Below are 22,335 nucleotides of genomic sequence, written 5' to 3'. Positions count from 1 at the left end.
TTGCCGCCCGTTGAAAACCGAAAGGCGGCCAGTCATGGCAACGAGCAAGGTAACCGATCAGAGCTTCGAGGCCGACGTCCTGAAGTCGTCCGAGCCGGTCGTCGTCGATTTTTGGGCGGAATGGTGCGGCCCCTGCCGCATGATCGGCCCGGCGCTCGAGGAAATCGCGACCGAGCTCAACGGCAAGGTCAAGATCGTCAAGATGAATGTCGACGAGAATCAGCAGATCCCGGCGCAGTTCGGCATCCGCTCGATCCCGACGCTGATGTTGTTCAAGGACGGCAAGCTCGCCTCGCAGAAGGTCGGCGCTGCGCCGAAGAGCGATCTGTCGCGCTGGATCTCGGCGGCAGTCTGAGCCGTTTCGCGTCCCCTATGAAGAAGGCCCGCTTTCGGTGGAAAGCGGGCCTTTTCGATTCGTCGATTTGGACCGGTGGTTTGGCCGGGGCCAAGACCTCGTCCTGAGGGGATCAAAGGCCGTGTCGGAGGGCGCTCCTGATGTCTCGATCGCTTCCTGGAGCATCCTTCGAGACGCCGTTCCTGCCGGGATGGCTCCGTGGGAAGGGGCTCGACGGCTTTTGAATTCAGGTTCTCAGGCGCGGCTTTCCTTGTCGATCGCGAAGGCACCCGCCCCGGCGAAAACGAAGTAGAGGAAGACGAAGCAGTAGAGGATCGCCGCGTCGCCGCCGTTGAGTGCCGGGTAGAGGCTCTTCGGCGCATGCGCCATCCAGTAGGCGAAGGCCATCTGGCCGGAGAGGACGAAGGCGACAATCCGGGTCTGGAAGCCGACGAGCATCAGAAGGCCGCCGGCGAGTTCGAGGGCACCCGCGAACCACATGAGCGTAAAGGCCGGGGGCAGCACGCCGCCGGCCGGCGGGGCCGGGAAGCCGAGGAGCTTCTGCGTGCCGTGCAGGATGAAGATCAGTGCGGTGACGATACGCAGCAGGCCGAGCACATGCGGCGCATAGCGATTGAGCGAGTTCATCTGGGTCCTCTGTCGACGAAAACGAATAAGTGGCGATGTGTTCCTGCGCGTTTCCCGTCCGGGTTTTAGGCAGGGCTTCCGATTTTGCGCAATATCCCGCTCGATGACGATTTCGTTTGCGCATTTGCAAGTTTGATCACGTTCTCGCGACGACTGTGCCTTCGCCGCCGCATCGCACCCTTAACCGTCCCTTAAAAGCGCCATGTTTGAATCCTGTGTGACCTGACCGCATTGCGAAGGCGGTGTGTCGGCCGAAACGGGACAGGATGAACGACCGGATCAAACGGGGAGAGCGGCGCGAGCCGTCCTTCGACGACGAGAGCGGCGCAAGCCGCGATGATTTCGACATGCGCGTTTCTGATGAGGATCGCCCGCTTCACCGTCACCGCGCTGCGCCGCGTCCGCAGCCGCGCAGCCAGCCGGTGCGCAACAAGCGCAGCGGCGGAGGAGGTGGCGGCAAGCGCCGCGGCCGCCGGCGGCGCTCGCTGCTCGGCGGGCTGTTCTATTGGACGATGGTGCTCGGCCTGTGGTGCGCCATCGGTCTTGGTGGCTTCATCGCCTATCACGCTTCGCAGCTGCCGCCGATCGATCAGCTCACCGTGCCGAAGCGGCCGCCGAACATCGCGATCCTCGCCGCCGACGGCTCGCTGCTCGCCAATCGCGGCGAGACCGGCGGGCGCACCATCACCATCGGCGAGATCCCGCCCTATCTGCCCAGGGCCTTCGTCGCGATCGAGGATCGGCGCTTCTACGAGCATTTCGGCATCGATCCGATCGGCATCAGCCGCGCTCTCGTCACCAATCTGCGCGGCCGCGGCGGCGTGCAGGGCGGCTCGACGCTGACCCAGCAGCTCGCCAAGAACCTGTTCCTCACGCAGGAGCGCACCGCCGCCCGCAAGATCCAGGAGGCGATCCTGGCGCTCTGGCTGGAGCGCACCTACACCAAGGACCAGATCCTCGAGCTCTATCTCAATCGCGTCTATTTCGGCTCCGGCGCCTATGGCGTCGAGGCCGCGGCGCAGCGCTATTTCAACAAGTCGGCGCGCTCGGTGACGATCGCGGAGGCGGCGATGCTTGCCGGCCTCGTCCAGGCGCCGTCGCGGCTCGCGCCCAACCGCAATCCCGATCTTGCCGAGAAGCGCGCCCAGCTCGTCATTGCCGCGATGGCCGATCAGGGTTTCATCACGCAGGCTGCGGCCAAGACCGCGCTGACCGCGCCTGCCGAGGTGCCGGAGCGTGTCGGCGCCGGCTCGGTCAATTACGCCGCCGACTACGTCATGGACGTGCTCGACGACTTCATCGGCGCGGTCGAGGGCGATGTGACCGTGCTCACCACGCTCGACACCAAGCTGCAGAGCTCGGCAGAGACGATCTTGGTCGATGCGCTCTCGGCACAAGGCGCCAAGCTCAATGCCTCGCAGGGCGCGGTTGTCTCGCTCGCGCCGGACGGCGCGATCCGCGCGCTGATCGGCGGGCGCGACTATACCAAGAGCCAGTTCAACCGCGCCACGGCGGCGCGGCGCCAGCCGGGCTCTTCCTTCAAGCCCTTCGTCTATCTGACGGCGATGGAGAAGGGCATGACGCCCGACACGATCCGCGACGACTCGCCCGTCTCGATCAAGGGTTGGGAACCGGAGAACTATTCGCGCACCTTCCGCGGACCGGTGACGCTCGCGACGGCGATGCAGCATTCGCTCAACACGGTGTCCGCCCGGCTGATCCAGGAGGTGACGCCCAAGGAGGTCGTCCGCACCGCCCAGCGCCTCGGTATCAGCTCGGCTCTGCAGCCGAACCTGTCGCTGGCGCTCGGCACGTCGGAGGTGACCCCGCTGGAGATGACAGCTGCCTACGCGACCTTCGCCAATGGCGGCCAGTCGGTGCTGCCCTATGTCATCCGCGAAGTGCGACAGACCAGCGGCAAGGTCGTTTATGCCCGCAAGGCCGCGGGCCTCGGTCAGGTCATCCAGCCGCAATATCTCGCGATGATGGATACGATGTTCAACGGCGTGATGAACGGCGGCACCGGCAGCAAGTTCAACATCCCGGGCTGGCAGGTCGGCGGCAAGTCGGGCACGACGCAGGATTACGGCGACGCATGGTTCGTCGGCTTCACCGCCAAACTCGTCACGGCCGTCTGGGTCGGCAATGACGACAATTCGAAGATGAAGCGCGTCACCGGTGCCGGGCTGCCTGGCGAGATATGGGGCAAGTACATGAAGGCCGCCCATGCCGGCGCCCAGCCCATTCCGCTGCCCGGCGGCTTCTGGCAGGGCGCGCCGAAGACGATCTTCGGCGACGGTGCGCCGGTGGCCGATGCCGGCACCCCCGCGCCGGCCCAGCCCGCCAGTTCGGATCGCGCCTGGGTGAAGCCGGCGCCGCAGGAGCGCAACTTCTTCGAGCGGCTCTTCGGCGGCTGAAGAACTGCACCGTCATTCCGGCGCGGCCCGCAGGGCCGAGCCCGGAACCCATATCCGCAGGCGGTTCAGGAAAAGCCTGCGAACGAGCCGCGTCATCCTGCTCGAACCGTTGGTTATGGTTCCGGGCTCCTCGCTGATGCGAAGCGCCGGAAAGACGGCGTGGTGCTGTTGCAACGCAGGGCGGTCTAAGCTTTCGCCGCGCGGATGGCCCGCGTCGCCCGGAACAGCACGAGGGCGGCGACGCCGAGCGTAGACATTACCAGGGGCAGCGGCAGCGCCGCGTTCTTGAGCAGATGGCCGACGAGCAGCCCGACGCAGGCCGAGAGCAGCATCTGGCACAGGCCGTTGAAGGACGAGGCCGCACCGGCCCGGTCCGGGAAGGGCATCATTGCCGAGGCCTGAGCCTGCGGCATGGTGAGCCCCACGCCGCAGGCATAGAGCGCCATCGGCACCACGACGCCTGCCGCCCCGCCGAAGCCGGTGAGGACGCCGACCAGCATGGCAAGCCCGCCCCCGGCGAGGCAGGCGACACCGAGCGAGATCACCTCGTCCATGCTGCGCCGACCGACGAGCCGCTGGGCGATGATCGTGCCGGTGATGTAGCCGAGCACGCCGAAACCGAAGGAGAAGCCGTACTCGACCGGGGTGAGCCCGTAGACGCCGATCAGCACGAAGGATGAGCCGGAGATGAAGGCGAAGAGCCCGGCATAAGCGAGCGCGGTGAGCGCGACATAGACGCGGAAGGCGCGGTTGTGCAGCAGCACGCCGAAACCGCGGAAGATCGCGATCGGCGAAAGCGGCTGCGGCGAGCGCACGCGCAGCGTCTCCGGCATGACCGTTACGATGACGATGGCCAGCGCCAGCCCGAAGGCGAGGGAGGCGACAAAGGTCGAGCGCCAGCCGAAGGCGACCTGCAGCACGCCGCCGATCACCGGTGCCACGGCGGGGACGAGGCCCATGATCATGCCCATCCGCGCGAGCTCGCGTCCGGCGCGCGCGCCGTCATAGAGGTCTCGCACCATGGCGCGGCCGAGCACGATCGGACCCGATGCCCCGAGCGCCTGCAGCGCCCGCGCGAATGTCAGCGCTCCGATCGAGGGAGCGAGCGCGCAGGCCAACGTCGCCAGCGTGAAAAGGCCAAGGCCAGCGAGCAGGACGGGCTTGCGGCCGAGCCGGTCCGAAAGCGGCCCCCAGAAGATCTGCCCCGCGGCGAAGCCGAACAGGAAGGACGAGAGCGTCGCCTGGGCGCCGGCCACATCCGTCTCCATCACCCGCGCGATCTCGGGCAGGGACGGCAGGTAGAAATCGGTGGAGAGTGGGCCGAGCGCCGTCAGCATGGCGAGGACGGCGGTCATCGCCAGCGTATCGGGACGAAGCTTCATGGGCGGCCTCCGGCGCGGCCGGAACCGGCCGCGCGCCCCTGCTACGACGTCAGCCGGTCATCCGGCAATGGCGACGGGCGCCGGGCCGTCCTGAGTCTCGCCATGATAGGCGGTCGCCCGCATCGAGGAGCGCTGCGAGAATTCCTCGTACCAGCGCGTCAGACGGGGGCGTTTGGCCCGGAAATCCGGCAGCGCGCGGAACTCCAGCCAGGCCAGCGCCGTGGCCAATCCGATCTGCCCGATATCGGCGGGGCCGTCGAACGGCCCCTGCCGCTCCAGCAGGTCATAGGATTCGAGGAGCTTCGCGGTCTGGCCTTCCTGGAGCGGCGGGTAGCGCAGAGCTTCCGGCCGGCGCAGCATCTCCCAGCGCAGTGCGATGCCGGCATCGCACAGCCCTTGCGCGACGGCATGAAGGCGCAGCCCCTGCCAGCGCTCGGCCCCGGCCGCGGGGATCAGCTTCCGCCCCGCATGCAGCCCGTCGAGATAGTCGCAGATCACCAGCGAATCGAAGACCGCGCCTGCCTCCGGCGTGATCAATACCGGCACCTTGCCGAGCGGATTGACCGCGAACACCGCGGCGTTGCGGTTCGTCGGGCTGGTCTCGTGGTCGATGATGTCGAGACGATCGGCGATGCCAGCCTCATATGCGAAGACGATGGTCTTGCGGGCATAGGGCGAATGGCTCTGCGAATAGAGCGTCAGCCGCTCGGACGGGGCGTGCGCCGATGCGGTCATGCTGCAATCTCGGCCGGTTCGAGGCCCACGAGCTCGGCATAGCGCGCCGGGTCGGTCGCGCCTTCCGTGTTGACGAGGAAGACGCGCGAGGAGGCATCGAGCTTCAGCGCGGCGCGCGTTTCCGGGTTGCGCAGGGCCGCAAGCAAGCCGGCGAGCCCAGCCGCCCCGCTTTCGCCGGCGACGATGGCTGGATCGCCCGCGGCCGGGCGGGCGAGGCGGTTCATCGCCTCGACGGCATCGGAATCCTCCGCCGTCAGGAAGGCGTCGGCGGCGCGGTAGAGCACGCGCAGGGCCAGCGGCGAGGGGTCGTAGCATTCGAGCATCGCCATGACGGTCGGCGCGCCATGGGCGATCTTGACCGGCCGCCCCTGCCGCGCCGCCTCGAAGATGCAGGCTGCCCGCGACGGCTCGACCACGGTGAAGAACGGTCGCTCATCGCCGAAACGGGTCTGCATCTGCGCAGCGAGCGCGGCAGCGATGCCGCCGACGCCGGCCTGCACGAAGACATGGCTCGGCTGCGCCGGCATCTGCGCCAGCGCCTCGCGTGCAATGGCGGTGTAGCCTTGCATGACCAGGCCGGGGATGCGCTCGTAGCCTTCCCACGACGTATCGGAAACGATGGTCCAGCCTCGCTCGGTCGCGACACGGGCGGCCTCGACGACGGAATCGTCATAGGTGCCGGCGACGCGCACCATTTCGGCGCCGAAGCGGGCGATCGCGGCGACGCGCTCGTCGCTGACGCCGCCATGGACGAAGATCACCGCCTTCGCTCCGAGCAGTTGCGCGCCCTGCGCCACCGAGCGGCCGTGATTGCCGTCGGTGGCGCAGGCGAAGGTCATCCCAGCCGCCACGGCGCGGACCGCAGGGTCGTTCATGTCGGCATCGCCAAGGCGGCGGCCGAGCTTCTCGGAGGCCGCCTCCAAGGCGAGCCGGATCACCGCATAGGCGCCGCCGAGCGCCTTGAAGCTGCCGAGGCCGAGGCGCTGGCCCTCGTCCTTGATGAAGAGCGCTCCGATGCCGAGCGCGGCGGCGAGGCCGGGCAGGCTGCGCAGCGGCGTCGGGACATGGTTCTGGCGCTGGGCGAGATGCGCCTCGATCGCATCGGCCCCGGCTGGGCCGAGCGTCTCGACATCGTCGGGATGGAGGGCAGAGCGATAGTCGGGGTGGTGGTTGAGCAGGAACATGGCGACCTCGGTGCTTGCTCACGAATGGATATTGCAAGCGAGGCGAAAAAGGCGCTGGATTTCGGGCAGGCCTATGCAAGTTTGTTTCTCAGGATGCGCCATGCCCGAGGCAGCCGTCTACGATCTCGACGCCTTCGACCGCGCGATCCTCGCTGTCCTGCAGCAGGACAACACCACGCCGCAGCGCGTGATCGGCGAGCGCGTCAACCTTTCCGCGCCGGCCGTGCAGCGCCGTATCCGCCGGATGGAGGCGAGCGGCGTCATCCGCGCCAATGTCGCCGTGGTCGATCCGGCGGCGCTCGGCCATCCGATCACGCTCTTCGTCGAAGTGGAACTGGTCAGCGAGACGGCTGTCGACATCGACGCCGCCAAGACCGCCTTCCTCGCCGCGCCCGAGGTGCAGCAGTGCTACTACGTCACCGGCGAGGTCGATTTCATGCTGGTCGTGCTGGTGCCGAGCATGGCGGCCTATGAGGCGCTGACACGGCGCCTCTTCTTCGCTAACCCCAATATCCGCAAGTTCCGCAGCTTCGTCGCGATGGACCGGGTGAAGACGGGGCTTGCGGTGCCCGTTTCGTAGCGGTCCCGCAGCAGGCGCAGGCGCGGCATCGCCGGCGCGTCTTGTTCTGGCCGCGACGATATGCGACCGCGGACGGATGTGACGAACGAGCCTGACGGGCCTTGCCTTGATCACAGTGAAAGCCACCCCAGCAGCTGCCGGAGCGGGCGATGCGCCGCAGGGCTTGCGCGCGCTCATCCGCTCGAGCGATATCGGCGTCGTCGTGCTGGCCTCCGTGGTTGGCGTCTTCGCCGGGCTGATCGTGCTGGCGATGTCGTTCACGACGCAGCTCCTGCATGAGCTCATCTTCGGATTGGCGCATGGCCAGCGTCTGTCGATCACCACGACGATTCCGACTTGGCGGGCGCTCGTCGGTCCTGTCCTCGGCGGTCTCGGAATTGGCGTGGCGTCCTGGCTGTTCTTCCGCCGACGCAAGCAGCCGGTCGACCCGATCGAGGCCAATGCGCTGCATGGCGGGCGGATGTCGCTGCGCGACAGTGTCTTCGTCGCGCTCCAGACCATCGGCTCCAGCGGTGCGGGCGCCTCCGTCGGCCTCGAAGCCGGCTATACGCAGGCCGCGAGCGGGCTTGCCTCCCATATCGGCCGCCGCCTGCGCCTGCGCCGGGCCGATATGCGCCTGATGGTCGGCTGTGCCGCCGGCGGTGCCATCGGTGCAGCCTTCGATGCGCCGCTGACCGGCGCCTTCTATGCCTTCGAGCTGATCCTCGGCAGCTACTCGATCGCCGCCTTTGCGCCGGTGATGGCCGCGACCTTCATGGCGACCGTGACCCACAGTCTGCTCGCGCCTTCGCTGCTCGCGGTCGAGGTGCCGCCGATCGGGCCGATCATCGTCTCCGACCTGCCTCTCGTCGTCATGCTTGGGGCGGCCTGCGGGCTTGCCGGCATCGTCGTCATGCGCGCCGCCGCCTTCATCGAAGCCGGCTTCCGGCGTTCGCGCATCCCGACCTGGTTGAGGCCGGCCTTCGGCGGTCTCCTCGTCGGTGCGCTGGCGATCTGGAGCCCGTCGGTGTTCTCGGCCGGTCACGGCGCGATCAATCTCTATCTCGGGGTCGACACGAATCTTGCGTTCTTCGCCTTGGTCCTTCTCGCCAAGGCATTGGCATCCTCGATCTCGATCGGCTCAGGCTTCCGTGGCGGCCTGTTCTTCGCCTCGCTGCTGCTCGGCGTGCTGACCGGGCGCCTCTTCATCGGCGTTTTGTCGCTGGCCTTCCCCAACCTCGCCGGTCACGAGACGCTGTTTGCACTGGTCGGCATGAGCTCGCTCGCTGTGTCGGTCGTCGGCGGGCCGATGACCATGGCCCTGCTTGCCCTCGAGATGACCGGCGATCTCAAGCTGACGCTCGCCGTCGTCGGTGCGGCCGGCGCGGCCTCGCTGGTGACACGCCGGCTCTTCGGCTTCTCCTTCGCGACATGGCGCTTCCACCTGCGTGGCGAAAGCATCCGCGGCGCCCATGATATCGGCTGGATGCGCGACCTCACCGCCGGCAGCATGATGCGCATCGAGGTGCCGAAAATCGCGGCCGACGCCACCATCGCCGAGGCGCGGCTGAAATACCCGCCGGGTTCCACCAACTACCTCGTCGCGATCGGCCCCGGCGATGCCTATGCCGGCATGGTGCCGCCCGGCGCGCTCTACGAGCCCGATCCGGGGCTCGACGAAGAGGCGGCGGCCGAGCCGGCCCCGCGCACCGTCCGCCATCTGCTGCGCAATCGCGATCGCATGCTGCTGACCGACATGTCGGTGCGCGACACGCTGAAGCTCTTCGACGAGTCGGAGAGCGAGGCGCTGCCGGTGGTCGCCGACCGCGACAGCCGCCGTCTCGTCGGCATCCTCAGCGAGGCGCATGCGATCAAGCGCTACAGCGACGAGGTCAGCCGCCGCAATCGCGAGCTGACCGGCGAGTAGCGCCGCGCACCGTCATTGCGAGCGGAGCGAAGCAATCCAGGGGACTAGGCAGAACGGTTCAGCCCAGTCCTTCCTGGATTGCTTCGTCGCTTCGCTCCTCGCAATGACGGCGGGCGGCGGTAATCCGTCACTCAGCTCGAACGCAGCCTTGTCTGCGAGACGACCCGCCACTCCGCGATCGGGATATCCTGCCCCGAGGTCACGATGCCGATGCGGTCGAAATGGATCGCGCGGCCGGCGAGTCGCGCGTGCACCTTCGCGATCGCAGCTGCTTTGGCCGCAGCCTCGACAGGTCCATAGAGCAGCGAGACATGCGGCATGAAGCTGTCGAAGCCTTCGGGATCGAGGGCGCGCTTGAGGTTCGCCAGCGGCTGCGAGACCACGAAGCGGGCATAGAAGGAGCGGAAAAAGGCCTCGCTCCCCTCGACGCACGCCACGGGCTCCGAGAAGGCTGAGACCGTTTCCGCCGCAGCTGCAATGGCTTGCGCCAGCGCGGCTGGCGGCATCGCCGTGTCACCTTGCAATGTCAGATGTGGCGCGAAGAGCGGGGTGCCGAAACGCCCCGACAAATCGCCGACGAGACCGCTCAGCATCGCCTCGTCGGAGGGAGACGCCATGAGCCAGAGAGAATGTATCTGCGCTGTCATCCAAGTTTCACAAAGCTCTTGCACATAGTGCGCCCCATACGTAATGTTTATTTCAATCGCTCCAGTGAATGGAAGAAAAATTCCATTCACTGGACACAAAAACGAAGGTGGGGAGTGGGCGCCTTGCAGCCAGAAACGCAAGCCAGAGCGGGTAGTGGCGCGGCCATTGGCGTGCGCGCGCTCAAGGTCTCCTATAGCGGCACGCGCGTGCTGCACGGCATCGACCTGGACTTCGCGCCGGGGAGCTTCACGGCGCTGCTCGGCTCTTCCGGCTGCGGCAAGACGACCCTTCTGCGCTCGCTCTCGGGTTTCGTGCCGGTCGACTCCGGCTCGATCGTCGTCGGCGGCAAGGATGTCGCGGGATTGCCGCCGGAGAAGCGCGGCATGGCGATGGTCTTCCAGTCCTATGCGCTCTGGCCGCATATGACCGTGCTGCAGAACATCGGCTACGGCCTCAAGCTGCGCGGCAAGTCGAAGGCCGAGATCGCCGCCAAGGTCGGCGAGATGCTGAACTTCCTCGGGCTTGCCGGCTACGAGAACCGCAAGGTCACGGCCTTGTCCGGTGGCCAGCGCCAGCGCGTTGCGCTTGGCCGTGCGCTCGCGATCGACCCCGGCATCCTGCTGCTCGACGAGCCTCTCTCGAACCTCGATGCGAAGATCCGCATGACCATGCGCCATGAGATCCGCGCCATCCAGCAGCGGCTCGGTCTCACCGCCGTCCACGTCACCCATGATCGCGAGGAGGCCATGACCATGGCCGACCGGCTCGTCATCATGCAGGCCGGGTGCGTTGCGCAGGTCGGGACGCCGGAAGAGGTGTATGATCGCCCGGCCACCGCCTTCGTCGCCAATTTCATGGGGGCGGAGAACGTGCTGCCGCTGCGCATCGAACGCGGCGAGGGACAGGCTTCCGTCGCTGCCGGCGAAGCCCGCGCGACCCTTGCGGGCGAAGGAGCTGCCGCGCTGCCGGCCGGCGAGACGCTCGCCTATTTCCGCGACGATGTCGCGAGCCTCGACGCGCTCGATGCCCCGGCTGCCGGCGGCCAGCTCGTCGTTCCCGGCACCATCGCCGCGCGCGCCTATCCCGGTGGCGTCTATCGCTACAAGGTCGAAGCCGCCGGCCGCCAGATCACGGTCGACGACGCCGACCGTCACGAACTCGGAACGAAGGTTGGGCTGCGCATTCCGCTGCAGCGCCTTCACATCTTCCCGGCGACCGAGGCCGGGATCGCCGCCTGACAGGGAGTCAGACACATGCGCATTATCACGCTTGCCTGCTCGCTCGCTGCGCTGATCGTGGCTTCGCCGCTATCCGCGCAGACCCTCAACGTCGCCTCCGCCGGCGACCAGAACATGGTCGACTACGTCAAGGACTATCTCGGGCCGATGTTCGAGAAGGCCCATCCGGGCGTGAAGGTCGTCTCGGTCGGCACCGGCCCGGGCGATTCCGGCTCGCAGAAGATCTACGAGAAGCTCGACGCCCAGAAGGGCGCTGCCGCGACCGATTTCGACGTGCTCGTCATTCACCAGAAGGCCGCCGGCCAGATGGTCAAGGAAGGGCTGCTGAACAAGTACACGGCCAATGTCGATACGGCCAAGCTCGCCACCGGCGACGCCGCCAAGAACGCTCTCGGCACCGACGTGACCGGCTACGTCATCCCGATGTTCCAGTCGCAGACCGCGCTCGCCTACAATGCGGACATGGTCAAGACGCCGCCGGCGACCTTCGCCGAGCTCGCCGACTGGGCCAAGAAGAACCCGAAGCAGTTCGGCTATAACGGCATCAAGGGCGGCATGTCCGGCGTCTCCTTCGTCGCCGGCTGGGTCTATGCCTTCGGCGGCGACGCCGACAAGCTGATCCAGGGCCCCTATGACGCCAACACCAAGGCGAGCTGGGACAAGGCCTTCGGGGAGCTGAAGGAGTTCAACAAGAACGCCGTCATCACCCCCGGCAACGCCGGCACGCTCGACATGCTCAACCGTGGCGAGATCGCGATCGGCCCGGTCTGGGTCGACATGTTCTATTCCTGGCAGGCCGACGGCAAGCTGCCGCCGAACATGAAGCTGAAGCTCGTCTCGCCCGGCATGCCCGGCCAGCCGATGTACTACGCCGTTCCCGAGAAGTCGGCCCAGAAGAAGCTGGCCGAGGCGTTCATCGCGCTCGCCACCAGCCCGCAGGTCCAGGCCGACGGCATCGTCAAGAAGTTCAACTGGTATCCGGGCATCGACGCCAAGAACCTCGAAGGGAAGCTCGACAAGGCCGCCTGGGACAAGCTCTTCACCGACGTCACGCCGGCCGAGCTCGCCAAGAACGGCAAGCCCTTCCCGATCGCGCCTTACTTCAACGACATCCTCGAGGGCTACGAGAAGAAGGTCGCGAACTGAGGTTCGTTCTCTCGAAGGGCCGTCATTCGCGGAGTGCCTCCGCCGTCATCCTCGGGCTTGACCCGAGGATCTCGTGACCAGCTCGCTCTGGTTGCTGAGATGGTCGGGTCAAGCCCGGCCATGACGGCCTCTCCGGCCCGGCCATGACCGCCTTTCTCCTTTTCGCGTATAGCCGGCAGGTTCGATGTCTCTTTCCCAACGCCAGCTCGCTCTGCTGCTGATCGCGCCCGGGCTCGCCCTCGTCGCGGCGCTGTTCCTCTACCCGCTCTGCTTTTCGCTGATCTCGGCCTTCACCGGGCCGGACGGCGGCTTCTCGCTCCAGGCCTTCGCCAAGGCCTATGAGCTCTATTCCGGCGACATCCTCTTCACCGTCGTCATCGTGCTCGCCTCCTGCCTGCTGACGGGGCTCGCCGCCATCGTCATCGCCGGCACGCTGACGCTGGGCGAGAACCGCTTCATCGTCGGCACGCTCAAGGCGCTCTATCGCTGGCCTCTCTTCATCCCGTTCATCGTCGCGGCGCAGTGCATGCGCACCTTCCTCGCCAAGAACGGGCTGATGAACAATTCCTTCGTCGCCATGGGACTGATGGAACCGCTGCAGGCGGTGAGCTTCCTCGACTGGCGCGGCATCATCGCCACCTTCGTCTGGAAGCAGACGCCCTTCGTCGCGCTGCTGCTCGCCGGCGCGCTCGCCGCGCTCGACCGCGCCACGCTGGAGGCGGGCCGTAATCTCGGGGCTTCGCGGATGCGCGTCCTCATCGAGCTCGCGCTGCCGCAGGTGATGCCGCAGCTTCTCGTCGCGCTCGTCCTCTCCTTCGTGACGATGCTCTCGGTGCTGTCGGTGCCGATGATGGTGGCGGGCTCGCAGCCGACCATGCTGACCGTCGACATGGCCTTCCGCATCAATGCCTATGGCGACTACGCCACGGCCAATGCGCTCGGCGTCATCACCTATCTGATCTCGGCCGGCGCGGCGATCATCTACCTCAAGCGCGGCATGTCGCAGGAAGGCGCACGATGACCGCGCACGCCATGACCCGCGCCGGCTCCGGCCTGCGCATGCTGTTCGCGGCCTTCGCGCTCGCGGCCTTCGCCTTCTTCCTGATCGGGCCGCTGGTCAATCTGGCGCTGTGGTCCGTCGCCGAGCGCTGGTACACGCCCTACAAGCTGCCGGTCGTCTACGGCACGCGCTACTGGGAACAGGTCTTCCGCCCGACCGGCGACGCCATGGCCTCGCTCGCCACCTCGGTCTGGATCGCGGTGCTCACGGTCATCGTCGCGCTCGTGCTCTCGATCCCGGCCGGCTACGCTCTAGCGCGGCTGAAGCTGCCGGCGCGCGCTCTCTTCATGGTCGTGTTCCTACTGCCGCAGGCCTTTCCCTCGGTCGCGATCTACATCAACGTCGCGCGCATCTTCTATCAGCTCGGCATCAACGGCACGGTCTTCGCGGTCGTGCTCGTCCACGCCGCGCACGGCCTGGTCTATTCGGTCTGGATCGCGGCCGCGGCCTTCGCGGCGGTCGATCGCGATCTCGAGCTGGCGGCCCGCAACATCGGCGCCCCGCCGCTCAAGACCTTCTTTTCCGTGACGCTGCCGCTCGCAGCCCCCGGCATCATCGCCAGCGGCATCTTCGTCTTCCTGGAATCGCTCGACGAGTTCACCGGCACCTTCTTCGTCGGCGTGCCGCAGGTCACCACGCTGCCGCTGCTGCTCTACAATGCGGCGATGGGCGGCAACTATCAGGTCGCCTCGATCACGGCGCTGATCCTGCTGGTGCCCTCGGTGTTGTTCATGCTGTTCATCGAGCGCTTCCTGCGGGCCGATGTGCTCGCCAAGGTCGGAGCCTGAGGCGAGGGCGGGCTTGCGCGCCTGAGGGCGATCCGCAAATCTGCCGCTCCTCGCCATGCCGTCATTGCGAGAAGCGAAGCGACGAAGCAATCCAGGGAGACCGGGTGAGACCTTTGACCCAGTCCACCTGGATTGCTTCGCTTCGCTCGCAATGACGATTCGGCTTGACGGAAACTGGCTACAACCTCTGGCGGATCACTGATGTCGAACGGCGCTGTTTCCACCCCCGGGACCTTGCCGAAAGGCCGCTCCTTCGCAGGTCTCTCACCCAGCCTGATCGGCTTCGGCGGCGCGCCGCTCGGCGATCTCTACGGTCATCTCGACGAGGTGACGGCGCAGGGTACAGTCCGCGCCGCCTTGGCCGCCGGCATCAACCTCGTCGACACCTCGCCGCTCTATGGCCACGGCCTCTCCGAACATCGCATCGGCGCGGCGCTGCGCGGCGTGCCGCGCGAGAGCGTCATCGTCTCCACCAAGGTGGGTCGCTGGATGCAGGCCGGCCAGCCGAAAGGCGACGGCTCGGGCTATGCCGGCGGCCTGCCGCACCCCGCGGTGATCGACTATTCCTATGACGGCGCGATGCGCTCCTTCGAGCAGTCCCTGCTCCGGCTCGGTACCGACCATATCGACATCCTGCTGATCCACGATGTCGATGTCTGGACCCATGGCGACAGGATGGAACAGCGCTTCACGGAGGCCATGGACGGCGCCTACCGCGCTCTGGACAGGCTGCGCGCCTCCGGGGCGGTCAAGGCGATCGGTGTCGGCGTCAACGAGGCCGAGATGTGCGCGCGCTTCGCGCGATCAGGCGATTTCGACGTGATGATGCTGGCCGGCCGCTATTCGTTGCTGGAGCAGGGCGCGCTGACGGAATTCCTGCCGCTAGCCATTGAGAAGAAGATCGCGGTGATGCTCGCCGGCGTCTTTAACTCCGGCATCCTCGCCACCGGCGCCAAGACCGGTGCCCATTACAACTACAAGCCCGCGCCGCCGGAGATCCTGGCCCGCGTCGCCAGGATCGAGGCGGTCTGCGCCGCCCATGGCGTTGCGCTGCCGCAGGCGGCGCTCGCCTTCTGCGCCGCCCATCCGGCGGTGGCGACGATCGTGCTCGGCGCCGTCACGCCGCAGGAGGTCGCTGGTAATCTCGACCTCGTTGCGCGGCCGGTGCCGGCCGCGCTCTGGCGTGATCTCAAGGCGCAGGGCCTGCTCGCCGCCGAGGCGCCGGTCCCCGAGGCCTGAGCCTTACGCGGCCGGCGCGCCGGTTGAACCGAGATAGTCGACCGCGCAGGCGACGTGCAGCTTCATCACCGCGATAGCCTCTTCGATGGTGACGTGCTCCTCGTCGGTGCCCATGCTGATCGGGGAGGGGCCGCAGATCAGCGCCGGGACGCCCCGCCAACGCCAGTAGCGGGTGTCAGTGCCCCCCAGGCTCGACACCGGCGGCGCGTCATGGCCGAGCAGCTCGCGGATGTTGCCGCGCAGGATATTGGCCATCTCGCTGAAGGGATCGGTGAGGCTCGCCGGGTAGCTGTGGTCCTCATTGACGACCATCTCGCAATCGGCCTCGCGGGCGAGCGCTTCGAGATCGGCGCGGATCGCATCGCGGTCGGAGCCGATCGGGATGCGCATGTCCAAATGGGCGATGCAATGCGTCGGGATCTGCGTCGCCTTCTGCCCGCCTTGCAGGATGCCGACATTGACGGTGATGCGCCGGGCGACATCGCCCGCGCCCTTGCCGAGATTGAGGTCGGCCGCCGCGATCGTTTCCGCAGAGGTCAGAACCGCGTCGATCTCCGGCGGCAACGTTGCGAGCTTGAGGTGGTAGCGGTCATAGATCACAGTCACGAGCCGGCTGACATCCGCGATCGGGTTGCGCGCCCGGTGGGCGTAGCCGCCATGGCCGCCAATGCTCTTGGCCGAGAGCGAGAAGCGCAGCGTGCCCTTTTCGGTGAAGCGCAGATTGGCGAGGCCGCTCGGCTCGCCATTGAGGCAGCAATCGGCGGCCATTTCGTCGGCGAATTCGTCGAACAGATATTTGGTGCCGTAGCGTCCGCCCGACTGCTCGTCCGACACCACGGTCAGGGACAGCGCGCCGCTCAGCTTCTCGCGATGGGGATAGAGCTGGCAATAGGCGAGGATCGAGGCGAGCGTCCCGGTCTTCATGTCGGAGGCGCCGCGGCCCATGATCTTGCCGTCGACGATCTCGGCTTCCCAGAGCTTCTCGTTGGTGACCGGGAAGATGTCCATATGGCCGTTGAGGATGAGATGGCGGCCGGGATTGCCGGCCTCCCAGCGGCCGATGATGTTCGGCATCTCCGGCACGAAGGCCTCCGTGCGATGCGGCACGCCGGCCGCGTCGAGAAGTTCGCGGACGAAGGCGGCGGCCTCGCGCGTGTCGCCCGGCGGGTTGACGCTCTTGATGCGCAGGAAGCGGCGCAGCAGTTCGACGATCTCGTCGCGACGCGCATCGATCGCCTGAAGCAGCTCGGCCTTCAGGGCGGCGGTATCCTTGGACATGACTCGATCTTCTTGGTCGGCGTTTCGAAAGGGGCTGAGAGGTGCTCAGGCGCGGGCGAGCAGCGACATCGGGCGAGTGAGCTCGGTCTTCTCCAGCCGGGCTGCGACGCAATAGGCGGGGTTGAAGACGTTCGCGATGTCGTAGCGCACCGCCTGCCCGAGCAGATGGCTCGCCTCTACCGGATCGACACCGAGATCCTCGCCGACCCAGCGCAGCAATTCCGTCGTGGCGAATTGCAGGGGCTGGTCGAGCGGGCGCCCGGCGGCAATCACCAGCAGGTCGGTTTCAGTCTCGCAGCGCGGCCAGCGCAGGCCGAGCTTCTTCACGAGCTTCACCGAGAATTCGACCTCAAACGAGGTCTCGACGCCCGTGCCGGCGATCTCGCCATCGCCCTGGCAGGCATGGCCGTCGCCGAGGAAGAACAGCGCGCCGTCCGCGAAGACCGGGAAGGCGATGGTCGCGCCCGGCCCGAACAACCGGTAGTCCATGTTGCCGCCATAGGCGCCGCTTGTCGCGGTCGAGATCGCCTGGCCGCGCTCCGGCGCCACGCCGAAGCAGCCGAGCATCGGGGCGAGCGGGAAGCTCCAGTCCTTGATGCGGGCGGAGGGCTCCAGCAGCTTCACCGTGCCGGCCTCGGCATCAACAGCCCACTCGTAGCGCTCGCGCTTCGGCAATTCGTGCAGCATCCCGGGGTCGAGCACGCCCGGCGCCAGCGGCGAATAGGTCCAGCCGGTCTTCCGGTTCGGTGTCATCCGCTCGATGGTGACAAGGAGAGCATCGCCCGGCTCGGCGCCGGTGACGAAGAACGGACCGGTCATCGGGTTGCCGCGCGGGGCATGCTGCACGCCGTCGCTACCGAAGCCGGCGGCGTCGAGCGTGGTGGTGACGACGCTGTCGCCGCTGGCGATCTCCAGAACCGGCGGCAGGGTGCCGATCACGTTCGAATAGCGGGTCGGGACGAAGTGATGGCGCGCCATGAAAGCCTTCCGGAGCAGGTTCGCGTCGATATCGTGGCCGGGGCGTCGACCGCCTGGCGCACCGGAGCGTAGGGGCTCGCCCGTCGCATGAGAAGCGCTCGCCGGCGAAGGGGCGCCCTGCGTCAGGCTCGCGTGCCGTTGCCGGCTGTCAGGAGCGCAGGGCTCCGCCTGCGAAGGTCTCAGTCTCTCAAGCCCTGGATGATCGGGCTTCGATAGGAAATCGCCGCCGGCAGCAGCGCGAGCAGGCTTCCCACGACGCAGAGCAGGCCCGCCTGCGTGAGCTCGCCCGCGCCGATCGCAGGCGAGAGCGAAAGCCCGGTGCGGGCCGCGACGAGGCCCGAGATCGCATGGGTCGCGATCACGCCGAGCAGCAGCCCGGCGAGGCAGCCCGCGGCGATCAGGACGATCGTGCCGATCCAGGTCACCAGCAGCACGTAGGAACGCGGGGCGCCGAGCGCTCTGAGCGTGGCATAGCGCCGACGGCGCAACCCGTTCACGGCGATCAGGAGAAGCACGACGCTGGCGAGGATCAACACCGCGTTGGAAGCGGAGGCGACGACGAGGATGTCCCGCATGTCGCCGAGCGCGCCGTAGAGCGAGACCAGCACCTCGGCAGGGAAGAAGGCCATGGTTCCGCCCTGCCGGTATTGCGCGCGCAGGGCATAGGCGCCGGCTACGCTTTTGGGCTTCACCACGATCGCCGGAACGCCGGGCACGCGCTTGGCGTCGAAGGGCGGGCCGATCCGCGCTTCCTCTGGACGGCGACCGTCGTTGATGTTCGAGCCGGCTTGCCGGAACGGGGAATCGCTCCGGGCTTCCTCAGTGGCATGGCCGTTGCCGAGGCCGTGGATTTCCCAGACGCTCTCGATCGGCACGAGGATGGCGCGGTCCCAGGGAGAGCCGAGCCGCGGCAGCCGGCCGACGGCCGTGTAGCCATGGCCTTCATGCTTATGGCCTAGTTCCTCCTCGTCGACCTGGCCGGGTTTGGGCGTGTGGCCGGCGACGCCGTGGGAGGGCTCGATCGTGTCACCCAGCCGGTAGGCGACATCGGCGCCCAGCACGGCCTCGCCCTCCGCAGAGAAGAGCCGGCCTTCACTCGTCTTGATCCGGCCCCAGCGACCCGCGAAATCGGCCGTCGTGCCGATGACGGGATAGCCGCGGCTGACGTCGCCGAAGGCGACCGGGGCGAAGTTCCCGACGCGCTCGTCCTGCGCGAGCGCCTTGAGAACCTGCCCGTCGACCAGCGGCAGCGCTTCGAGCTGCAGGTAGACGGCCGACATCAGCAACTGCGTCTGGCTGCCGGGCGCGCCGATGATCAGGTCGAAATCGTCGGCAGCCCTGGCCGAACCCTGGCGCAGCGCCCGCTCCTGTGCGCCGATCGCGATCCCGGTGGCGACCGCGAGCGCGACCAGCAGCATGATGGCCGGCGCAGTCCAGCGCAGAGCCCGCAGGTCAGCGAGCACCATCGGCCAGGGGTTCATGCCGCGTATCCCGTCCTGAGATCGAGCCGCTGCGCCAGCCGGGCGAGCAGGCGCGGGTCATGCGAAGCGCAGATCAGGGTGGCGCCGCTCTCCTGCGCAGTCTCGGCGAGCAGGTCCGAGACGCCGTCGGCGTGATCGGCGTCGAGGCTGGCGGTCGGTTCGTCGGCCAGGATCAGGCGCGGAGCGTTGAAAAGCGCGCGGGCGATCGCGACGCGCTGCTGCTCGCCGCGCGAGAGAACCGCTGCCCTCCGGTGTGGGTCCTTCAGCCCGACGCGGGATGCCAGCGCGAGCGCGCGTTCGCGGCCGGACGTGCCCAGGCGCCAGGAGGAGAAGCTCGCAGGCAAGGCGATGTTGCCGGCGACATCGAGCTCCGGCACCAGATGGAAATCCTGGAAGACGAAGCCGAGGGTTTGCCTGCGCCAGCGGTCGCGCTGCGCTTCCGGCAACCCGGAGACCTCGGTGCCGCCCCAGCGTACCGAGCCGCTGCCCGGACGCAGGAGGCCGGCGATCAGGTGAAGCAGCGTGGACTTGCCGCAGCCGGACGGGCCGCTGATGCCGAGCGCGGCGCCGGGCTCGATCACCAGCGCGGGAATATCGAGAACGCGGAAGGGCTGCCCGTCGCCGTCGCGATGATCCAGTGCGATATCCGCGAGAACGAGCCGCTGCGCGCCCTCCTCAGGCGAGGGAGAAGCCGGCATCGGCAATCCTGATCTGGCTGACGAAGCCGGTCTCCGCATCGGTCGCCGAGCCGATCTCCAGCCGCCCGCTCACCACGACCTTGCGGCCGGCGCTGACCATCGCCGTCTCGTTCTTCATGAACACGACGACGATATCGACCGGCCAGTCGGCATCGGACTGGCAGAAAGGGCAGATGGCGAGCGGCTCGCGCGTCAGCACGAAGAAATGGCTTTCCGGCTTCAGCGGCGGCGCCATGTAGCCGACCATGCGCACGCCCTTGCCGCGCAGGGCCGTGACCCGGTCGGAGAACTGGAAGCCCAGAACCCCGAAAGACTTGTAGAGCCCGTCGAAGGAGATCGACTCGATCTCGGCGGCGGCGCGGGCCTGCCCGCCAAGGCTCGCCGCCGCGAGGCCGAGCACGGCCCCGCGGCGGGTGATGGTCGCAATGGGGTTTCGCTGGCGCATGGATGCCTCCGTAGCCCCGATCATCGGTTCACTTGCCGCCGAGCGCCAGCGCTTCGGACATGACGCGGAACACGAAGGTGTTGGGCTTGTGGCCGCGGAAGCGCTCCGCGCCGGGACCCATCGCCGTCAGGATGACGTCGTCGGCCGAGTGGACGCCGCTATTGGCGTCGAGGGGGAGATTGCCGACCTTGCGCGTGGCGAGCGGGCCCGTGCAGTCCTTCTCGTTGGCGATATTGGCCTTGCCGTCGGGGCCCTTCACGGCCGGAACGCGCTCGCCATCCATGGTGGGGCGGCCGGTGTCGCAGGTGTCGGGATAGGAGCCGTAGACCACAGCGAGCCGGCGCGAGGTGTCGACATTGGTGGGATAGCCTTCGGCATCGAGCGGGCCGTAGTTCGGCGGCACGGAGTCGGCGTAGACGCCGAGCTTGTCGCGCAGCTGCTGGCCGGGGCGCTCGTCGTCATAGGTGCCGATGATCGAGATCGGATGGGCGTGGTCGGGTACGACGATGATCAGCGTGTCGTTGCGGTCCCCGGCGAAGTCTTTGGCGACCTTGACCGCGTTGTCGAGCATGATCGTGTCGAAGACCGAGCGCTCCCAGTCGAGGGAGTGGCTGTACTTGTCGATACGGGCGGATTCGACCATCAGCAGGAAGCCGTCGGGATTGCCCTTCAGCATGTCGATGGCGGCCTTGGTCTGCTCGACGACATCCGGCTGGTCCGGGAATTTCGAGACCGTGCCCTTCTTGGTGAGGCGCAGGTCGAAGGCGCCGTCGATATTGCCGGTGTTGTAGAGGCCGAGCAGCTTCTTCCGGCCCGCGGCGACGGCCGCGTTCATCTCGGTCTTGGTGGTGGCGAGGGTGTAGCCGGCGTCCTTGAACTTCGCGATGAAGTCCTGCTCGTCGGTGCGCTTGGAGCCCGGCGTCGCCTTCGACAGGAAGTTCGGCGAACCGCCGCCCATGATTACGTCGGGCTTCACATCGAAGAACATCTTGACGATGTCGTTGAAGTCCGAGCGGCGGCGGGTGTGGGCGACCATGGAGGCCGGGGTCGCGTCCTCGATCTCGGAATTGGTGACGACGCCGACGGCCATGCCGGTGCGGCGCTTGGCGAGCTCGGCAATGGTCTCGACCTTCGGATGGTCGAGGGTCAGGGCGTTCTTGGCGCAGTAGACGCCGAGCGCGTTGACGCAGGATTTGTGGCCGGTGGTGTAGGCATGGGCGGCATTGGCGCTGTCGGTGACGATCGAGTCGGTGCCGGAGGTCGAGATCAGCGCCATGTTGGACATGTCGTCCATGGCGAGCTCGCCATCGTATTTGCCTTCCTTCCAGCCCTTGGAGAGGATGCGGGCGGCGGTACGGTTGGCGACCGACATGCCGTCGCCGATGAACAGGATGACGTTCCTGGCGCGGCGCGGCTGGGCGGTGGCGAAGACATCCCAGTTCACGGTCGCCTTGTTGCCGCCCTGCGTGGCTTCCACCACATAGCGGCCCGCCGGCAGCGAAGCGCCGCGCAGCCACAGCGCCGAGTGCTTCTGGCCTTCCTCGCTCTGGATGAAGTTGGTCGGACGGCCGAAGATTTCGGCGGCAGGCTTGCCGTTGACGGTGACGTTCACGTCGGCGGAGGTCGGCGCGTTCGGGAATTCGACCTTGAAGTCGAACCGCGAGCCCTCGAGGATCTCGGCACGGTCGATCGGATAGATGGTCTGCGCAGCGGCGGACCCTCCCGCTACGCCCGCGGCGATGACCGCCGCCAGCCAGTGATATGCGCGCATTGTGGTTCTCCGCCAAGGCTCGTGCCTGCGGCCCCCCGCCTAAGTCCGGAATGTGACAGTTTAATCAAACTGGCGAACTGGCCGGTGCGATTTGAGGAGCCGTCGATCGCCCGGCCTCAAGGCCCGGCAGCGCCAGGGCGGGGCCTGTGTTCCATTGGCGTTGCAGACAATTTTAAGGAAAAAGCGGCCCCGGTCTTAGGGGAAGCGAGTCATGCTGCCGGTTGTTCACCGAGGAGAAGGCATGGATATCTTCAGCATGTTGGGCCTAATCAGCTTCGCCGCGCTGGCTTACGCATTCAAGCTGGCGACGGAGAGCGTGACCTAAGTATCGGGCAGCCGGGTCTGGCGCGGTCGAGCGGATGCAGGTAAGGAATCATTT

At 67.3% G+C, this 22,335-nt stretch carries 20 protein-coding genes; 9 read left to right on the top strand and 11 right to left on the bottom strand.

What is annotated here, in order from left to right; all coding sequences use genetic code 11:
• The first annotated feature begins 34 nt into the window (after positions 1–34).
• Complete coding sequence (gene trxA, locus AC1DNE_RS20295) at positions 35–355, top strand: thioredoxin (RefSeq protein WP_038366779.1); 321 nt, start codon at positions 35–37, stop codon at positions 353–355.
• 234 nt (positions 356–589) lie between these two features.
• Here trxA and AC1DNE_RS20290 read toward each other — a convergent pair whose 3' ends face one another.
• A complete protein-coding gene (locus AC1DNE_RS20290; RefSeq protein WP_441473066.1) occupies positions 590–982 on the bottom strand; it encodes a DoxX family protein in 393 nt (130 codons plus the stop codon).
• A 266-nt stretch (positions 983–1,248) separates the two neighbouring features.
• Between AC1DNE_RS20290 and AC1DNE_RS20285 the strand changes: the two genes are divergently transcribed.
• A complete protein-coding gene (locus AC1DNE_RS20285; RefSeq protein ID WP_476765622.1) occupies positions 1,249–3,399 on the top strand; it encodes a transglycosylase domain-containing protein in 2,151 nt (716 codons plus the stop codon).
• A gap of 185 nt (positions 3,400–3,584) precedes the next feature.
• Here the strand turns inward: AC1DNE_RS20285 and AC1DNE_RS20280 are convergent, their stop codons facing one another.
• From AC1DNE_RS20280 to AC1DNE_RS20270, 3 genes are read right to left on the bottom strand one after another with little or no spacing between them, the layout of a single operon-like run.
• Positions 3,585–4,781, bottom strand: coding sequence for a multidrug effflux MFS transporter (locus AC1DNE_RS20280; RefSeq protein ID WP_441473064.1), 1,197 nt, complete (start codon positions 4,779–4,781; stop codon positions 3,585–3,587).
• Positions 4,782–4,838: 57 nt separating this feature from the next.
• Entirely contained in the window at positions 4,839–5,516 is a 678-nt protein-coding gene (locus AC1DNE_RS20275) for a glutathione S-transferase family protein (RefSeq protein ID WP_441473063.1), read from the bottom strand.
• Positions 5,513–6,700 carry a diaminopropionate ammonia-lyase gene (locus AC1DNE_RS20270; RefSeq protein ID WP_441473062.1) on the bottom strand — a complete coding sequence of 396 codons (1,188 nt, stop codon included), beginning with the start codon at positions 6,698–6,700 and terminating at the stop codon, positions 5,513–5,515. The genes AC1DNE_RS20275 and AC1DNE_RS20270 overlap by 4 nt, the downstream gene beginning before the upstream one ends.
• Before the next feature lie 100 nt (positions 6,701–6,800).
• Between AC1DNE_RS20270 and AC1DNE_RS20265 the strand changes: the two genes are divergently transcribed.
• Complete coding sequence (locus tag AC1DNE_RS20265) at positions 6,801–7,280, top strand: Lrp/AsnC family transcriptional regulator (protein WP_441473061.1); 480 nt, start codon at positions 6,801–6,803, stop codon at positions 7,278–7,280.
• Between the two features lie 115 nt (positions 7,281–7,395).
• Positions 7,396–9,186 (top strand): chloride channel protein, encoded by a 1,791-nt coding sequence (locus AC1DNE_RS20260; RefSeq protein WP_441473126.1) that lies wholly within the window; start codon positions 7,396–7,398, stop codon positions 9,184–9,186.
• Positions 9,187–9,317: 131 nt separating this feature from the next.
• Here the strand turns inward: AC1DNE_RS20260 and AC1DNE_RS20255 are convergent, their stop codons facing one another.
• Positions 9,318–9,833: a hypothetical protein gene (locus AC1DNE_RS20255; protein ID WP_441473060.1), complete on the bottom strand. Its 516-nt coding sequence runs from the start codon at positions 9,831–9,833 to the stop codon at positions 9,318–9,320.
• 171 nt (positions 9,834–10,004) lie between these two features.
• On the opposite strand from AC1DNE_RS20255, the gene AC1DNE_RS20250 reads away from it, so the two are divergent.
• The 5 genes from AC1DNE_RS20250 (at position 10,005) to AC1DNE_RS20230 (ending at position 15,305) form a co-directional block, all read left to right on the top strand.
• On the top strand, positions 10,005–11,072 hold the full coding sequence (locus AC1DNE_RS20250) for an ABC transporter ATP-binding protein (RefSeq protein ID WP_441473059.1): 1,068 nt from the start codon (positions 10,005–10,007) through the stop codon (positions 11,070–11,072).
• A 15-nt stretch (positions 11,073–11,087) separates the two neighbouring features.
• Positions 11,088–12,218: an ABC transporter substrate-binding protein gene (locus tag AC1DNE_RS20245; RefSeq protein ID WP_441473058.1), complete on the top strand. Its 1,131-nt coding sequence runs from the start codon at positions 11,088–11,090 to the stop codon at positions 12,216–12,218.
• A 184-nt stretch (positions 12,219–12,402) separates the two neighbouring features.
• Positions 12,403–13,239: an ABC transporter permease gene (locus AC1DNE_RS20240; protein ID WP_441473057.1), complete on the top strand. Its 837-nt coding sequence runs from the start codon at positions 12,403–12,405 to the stop codon at positions 13,237–13,239.
• Entirely contained in the window at positions 13,236–14,066 is an 831-nt protein-coding gene (locus AC1DNE_RS20235) for an ABC transporter permease (RefSeq protein ID WP_441473056.1), read from the top strand. The genes AC1DNE_RS20240 and AC1DNE_RS20235 overlap by 4 nt, the downstream gene beginning before the upstream one ends.
• A 201-nt stretch (positions 14,067–14,267) precedes the next feature.
• The gene (locus AC1DNE_RS20230) at positions 14,268–15,305 is read left to right on the top strand and encodes an aldo/keto reductase (RefSeq protein WP_476841168.1); all 1,038 of its coding nucleotides are present in this window, start codon (positions 14,268–14,270) and stop codon (positions 15,303–15,305) included.
• A 3-nt stretch (positions 15,306–15,308) separates the two neighbouring features.
• Here AC1DNE_RS20230 and AC1DNE_RS20225 read toward each other — a convergent pair whose 3' ends face one another.
• The 6 genes from AC1DNE_RS20225 to AC1DNE_RS20200 all read right to left on the bottom strand — a co-directional run bounded on the left by AC1DNE_RS20225 (position 15,309) and on the right by AC1DNE_RS20200 (position 21,956).
• Positions 15,309–16,583: a M20/M25/M40 family metallo-hydrolase gene (locus AC1DNE_RS20225; protein ID WP_476765619.1), complete on the bottom strand. Its 1,275-nt coding sequence runs from the start codon at positions 16,581–16,583 to the stop codon at positions 15,309–15,311.
• Between the two features lie 45 nt (positions 16,584–16,628).
• On the bottom strand, positions 16,629–17,561 hold the full coding sequence (locus AC1DNE_RS20220; protein WP_476765618.1) for an acetamidase/formamidase family protein: 933 nt from the start codon (positions 17,559–17,561) through the stop codon (positions 16,629–16,631).
• Positions 17,562–17,740: 179 nt separating this feature from the next.
• Positions 17,741–19,042 carry an FtsX-like permease family protein gene (locus tag AC1DNE_RS20215; protein WP_476765617.1) on the bottom strand — a complete coding sequence of 434 codons (1,302 nt, stop codon included), beginning with the start codon at positions 19,040–19,042 and terminating at the stop codon, positions 17,741–17,743.
• A complete protein-coding gene (locus AC1DNE_RS20210) occupies positions 19,039–19,740 on the bottom strand; it encodes an ABC transporter ATP-binding protein (protein ID WP_476765616.1) in 702 nt (233 codons plus the stop codon). The genes AC1DNE_RS20215 and AC1DNE_RS20210 overlap by 4 nt, the downstream gene beginning before the upstream one ends.
• Entirely contained in the window at positions 19,718–20,185 is a 468-nt protein-coding gene (locus AC1DNE_RS20205; protein ID WP_476841167.1) for a hypothetical protein, read from the bottom strand. Before AC1DNE_RS20205 ends, AC1DNE_RS20210 begins: the two co-directional genes overlap by 23 nt.
• A gap of 28 nt (positions 20,186–20,213) precedes the next feature.
• Complete coding sequence (locus AC1DNE_RS20200) at positions 20,214–21,956, bottom strand: alkaline phosphatase (protein ID WP_476765614.1); 1,743 nt, start codon at positions 21,954–21,956, stop codon at positions 20,214–20,216.
• Positions 21,957–22,335: the final 379 nt, after the last annotated feature.

The sequence above is a fragment of the Allobosea sp. 05L423 genome (assembly GCF_056397745.1).
The sequence above is the reverse complement of the archived record's forward strand: the minus strand, read 5'-3'. Positions and strand labels throughout refer to the sequence as shown.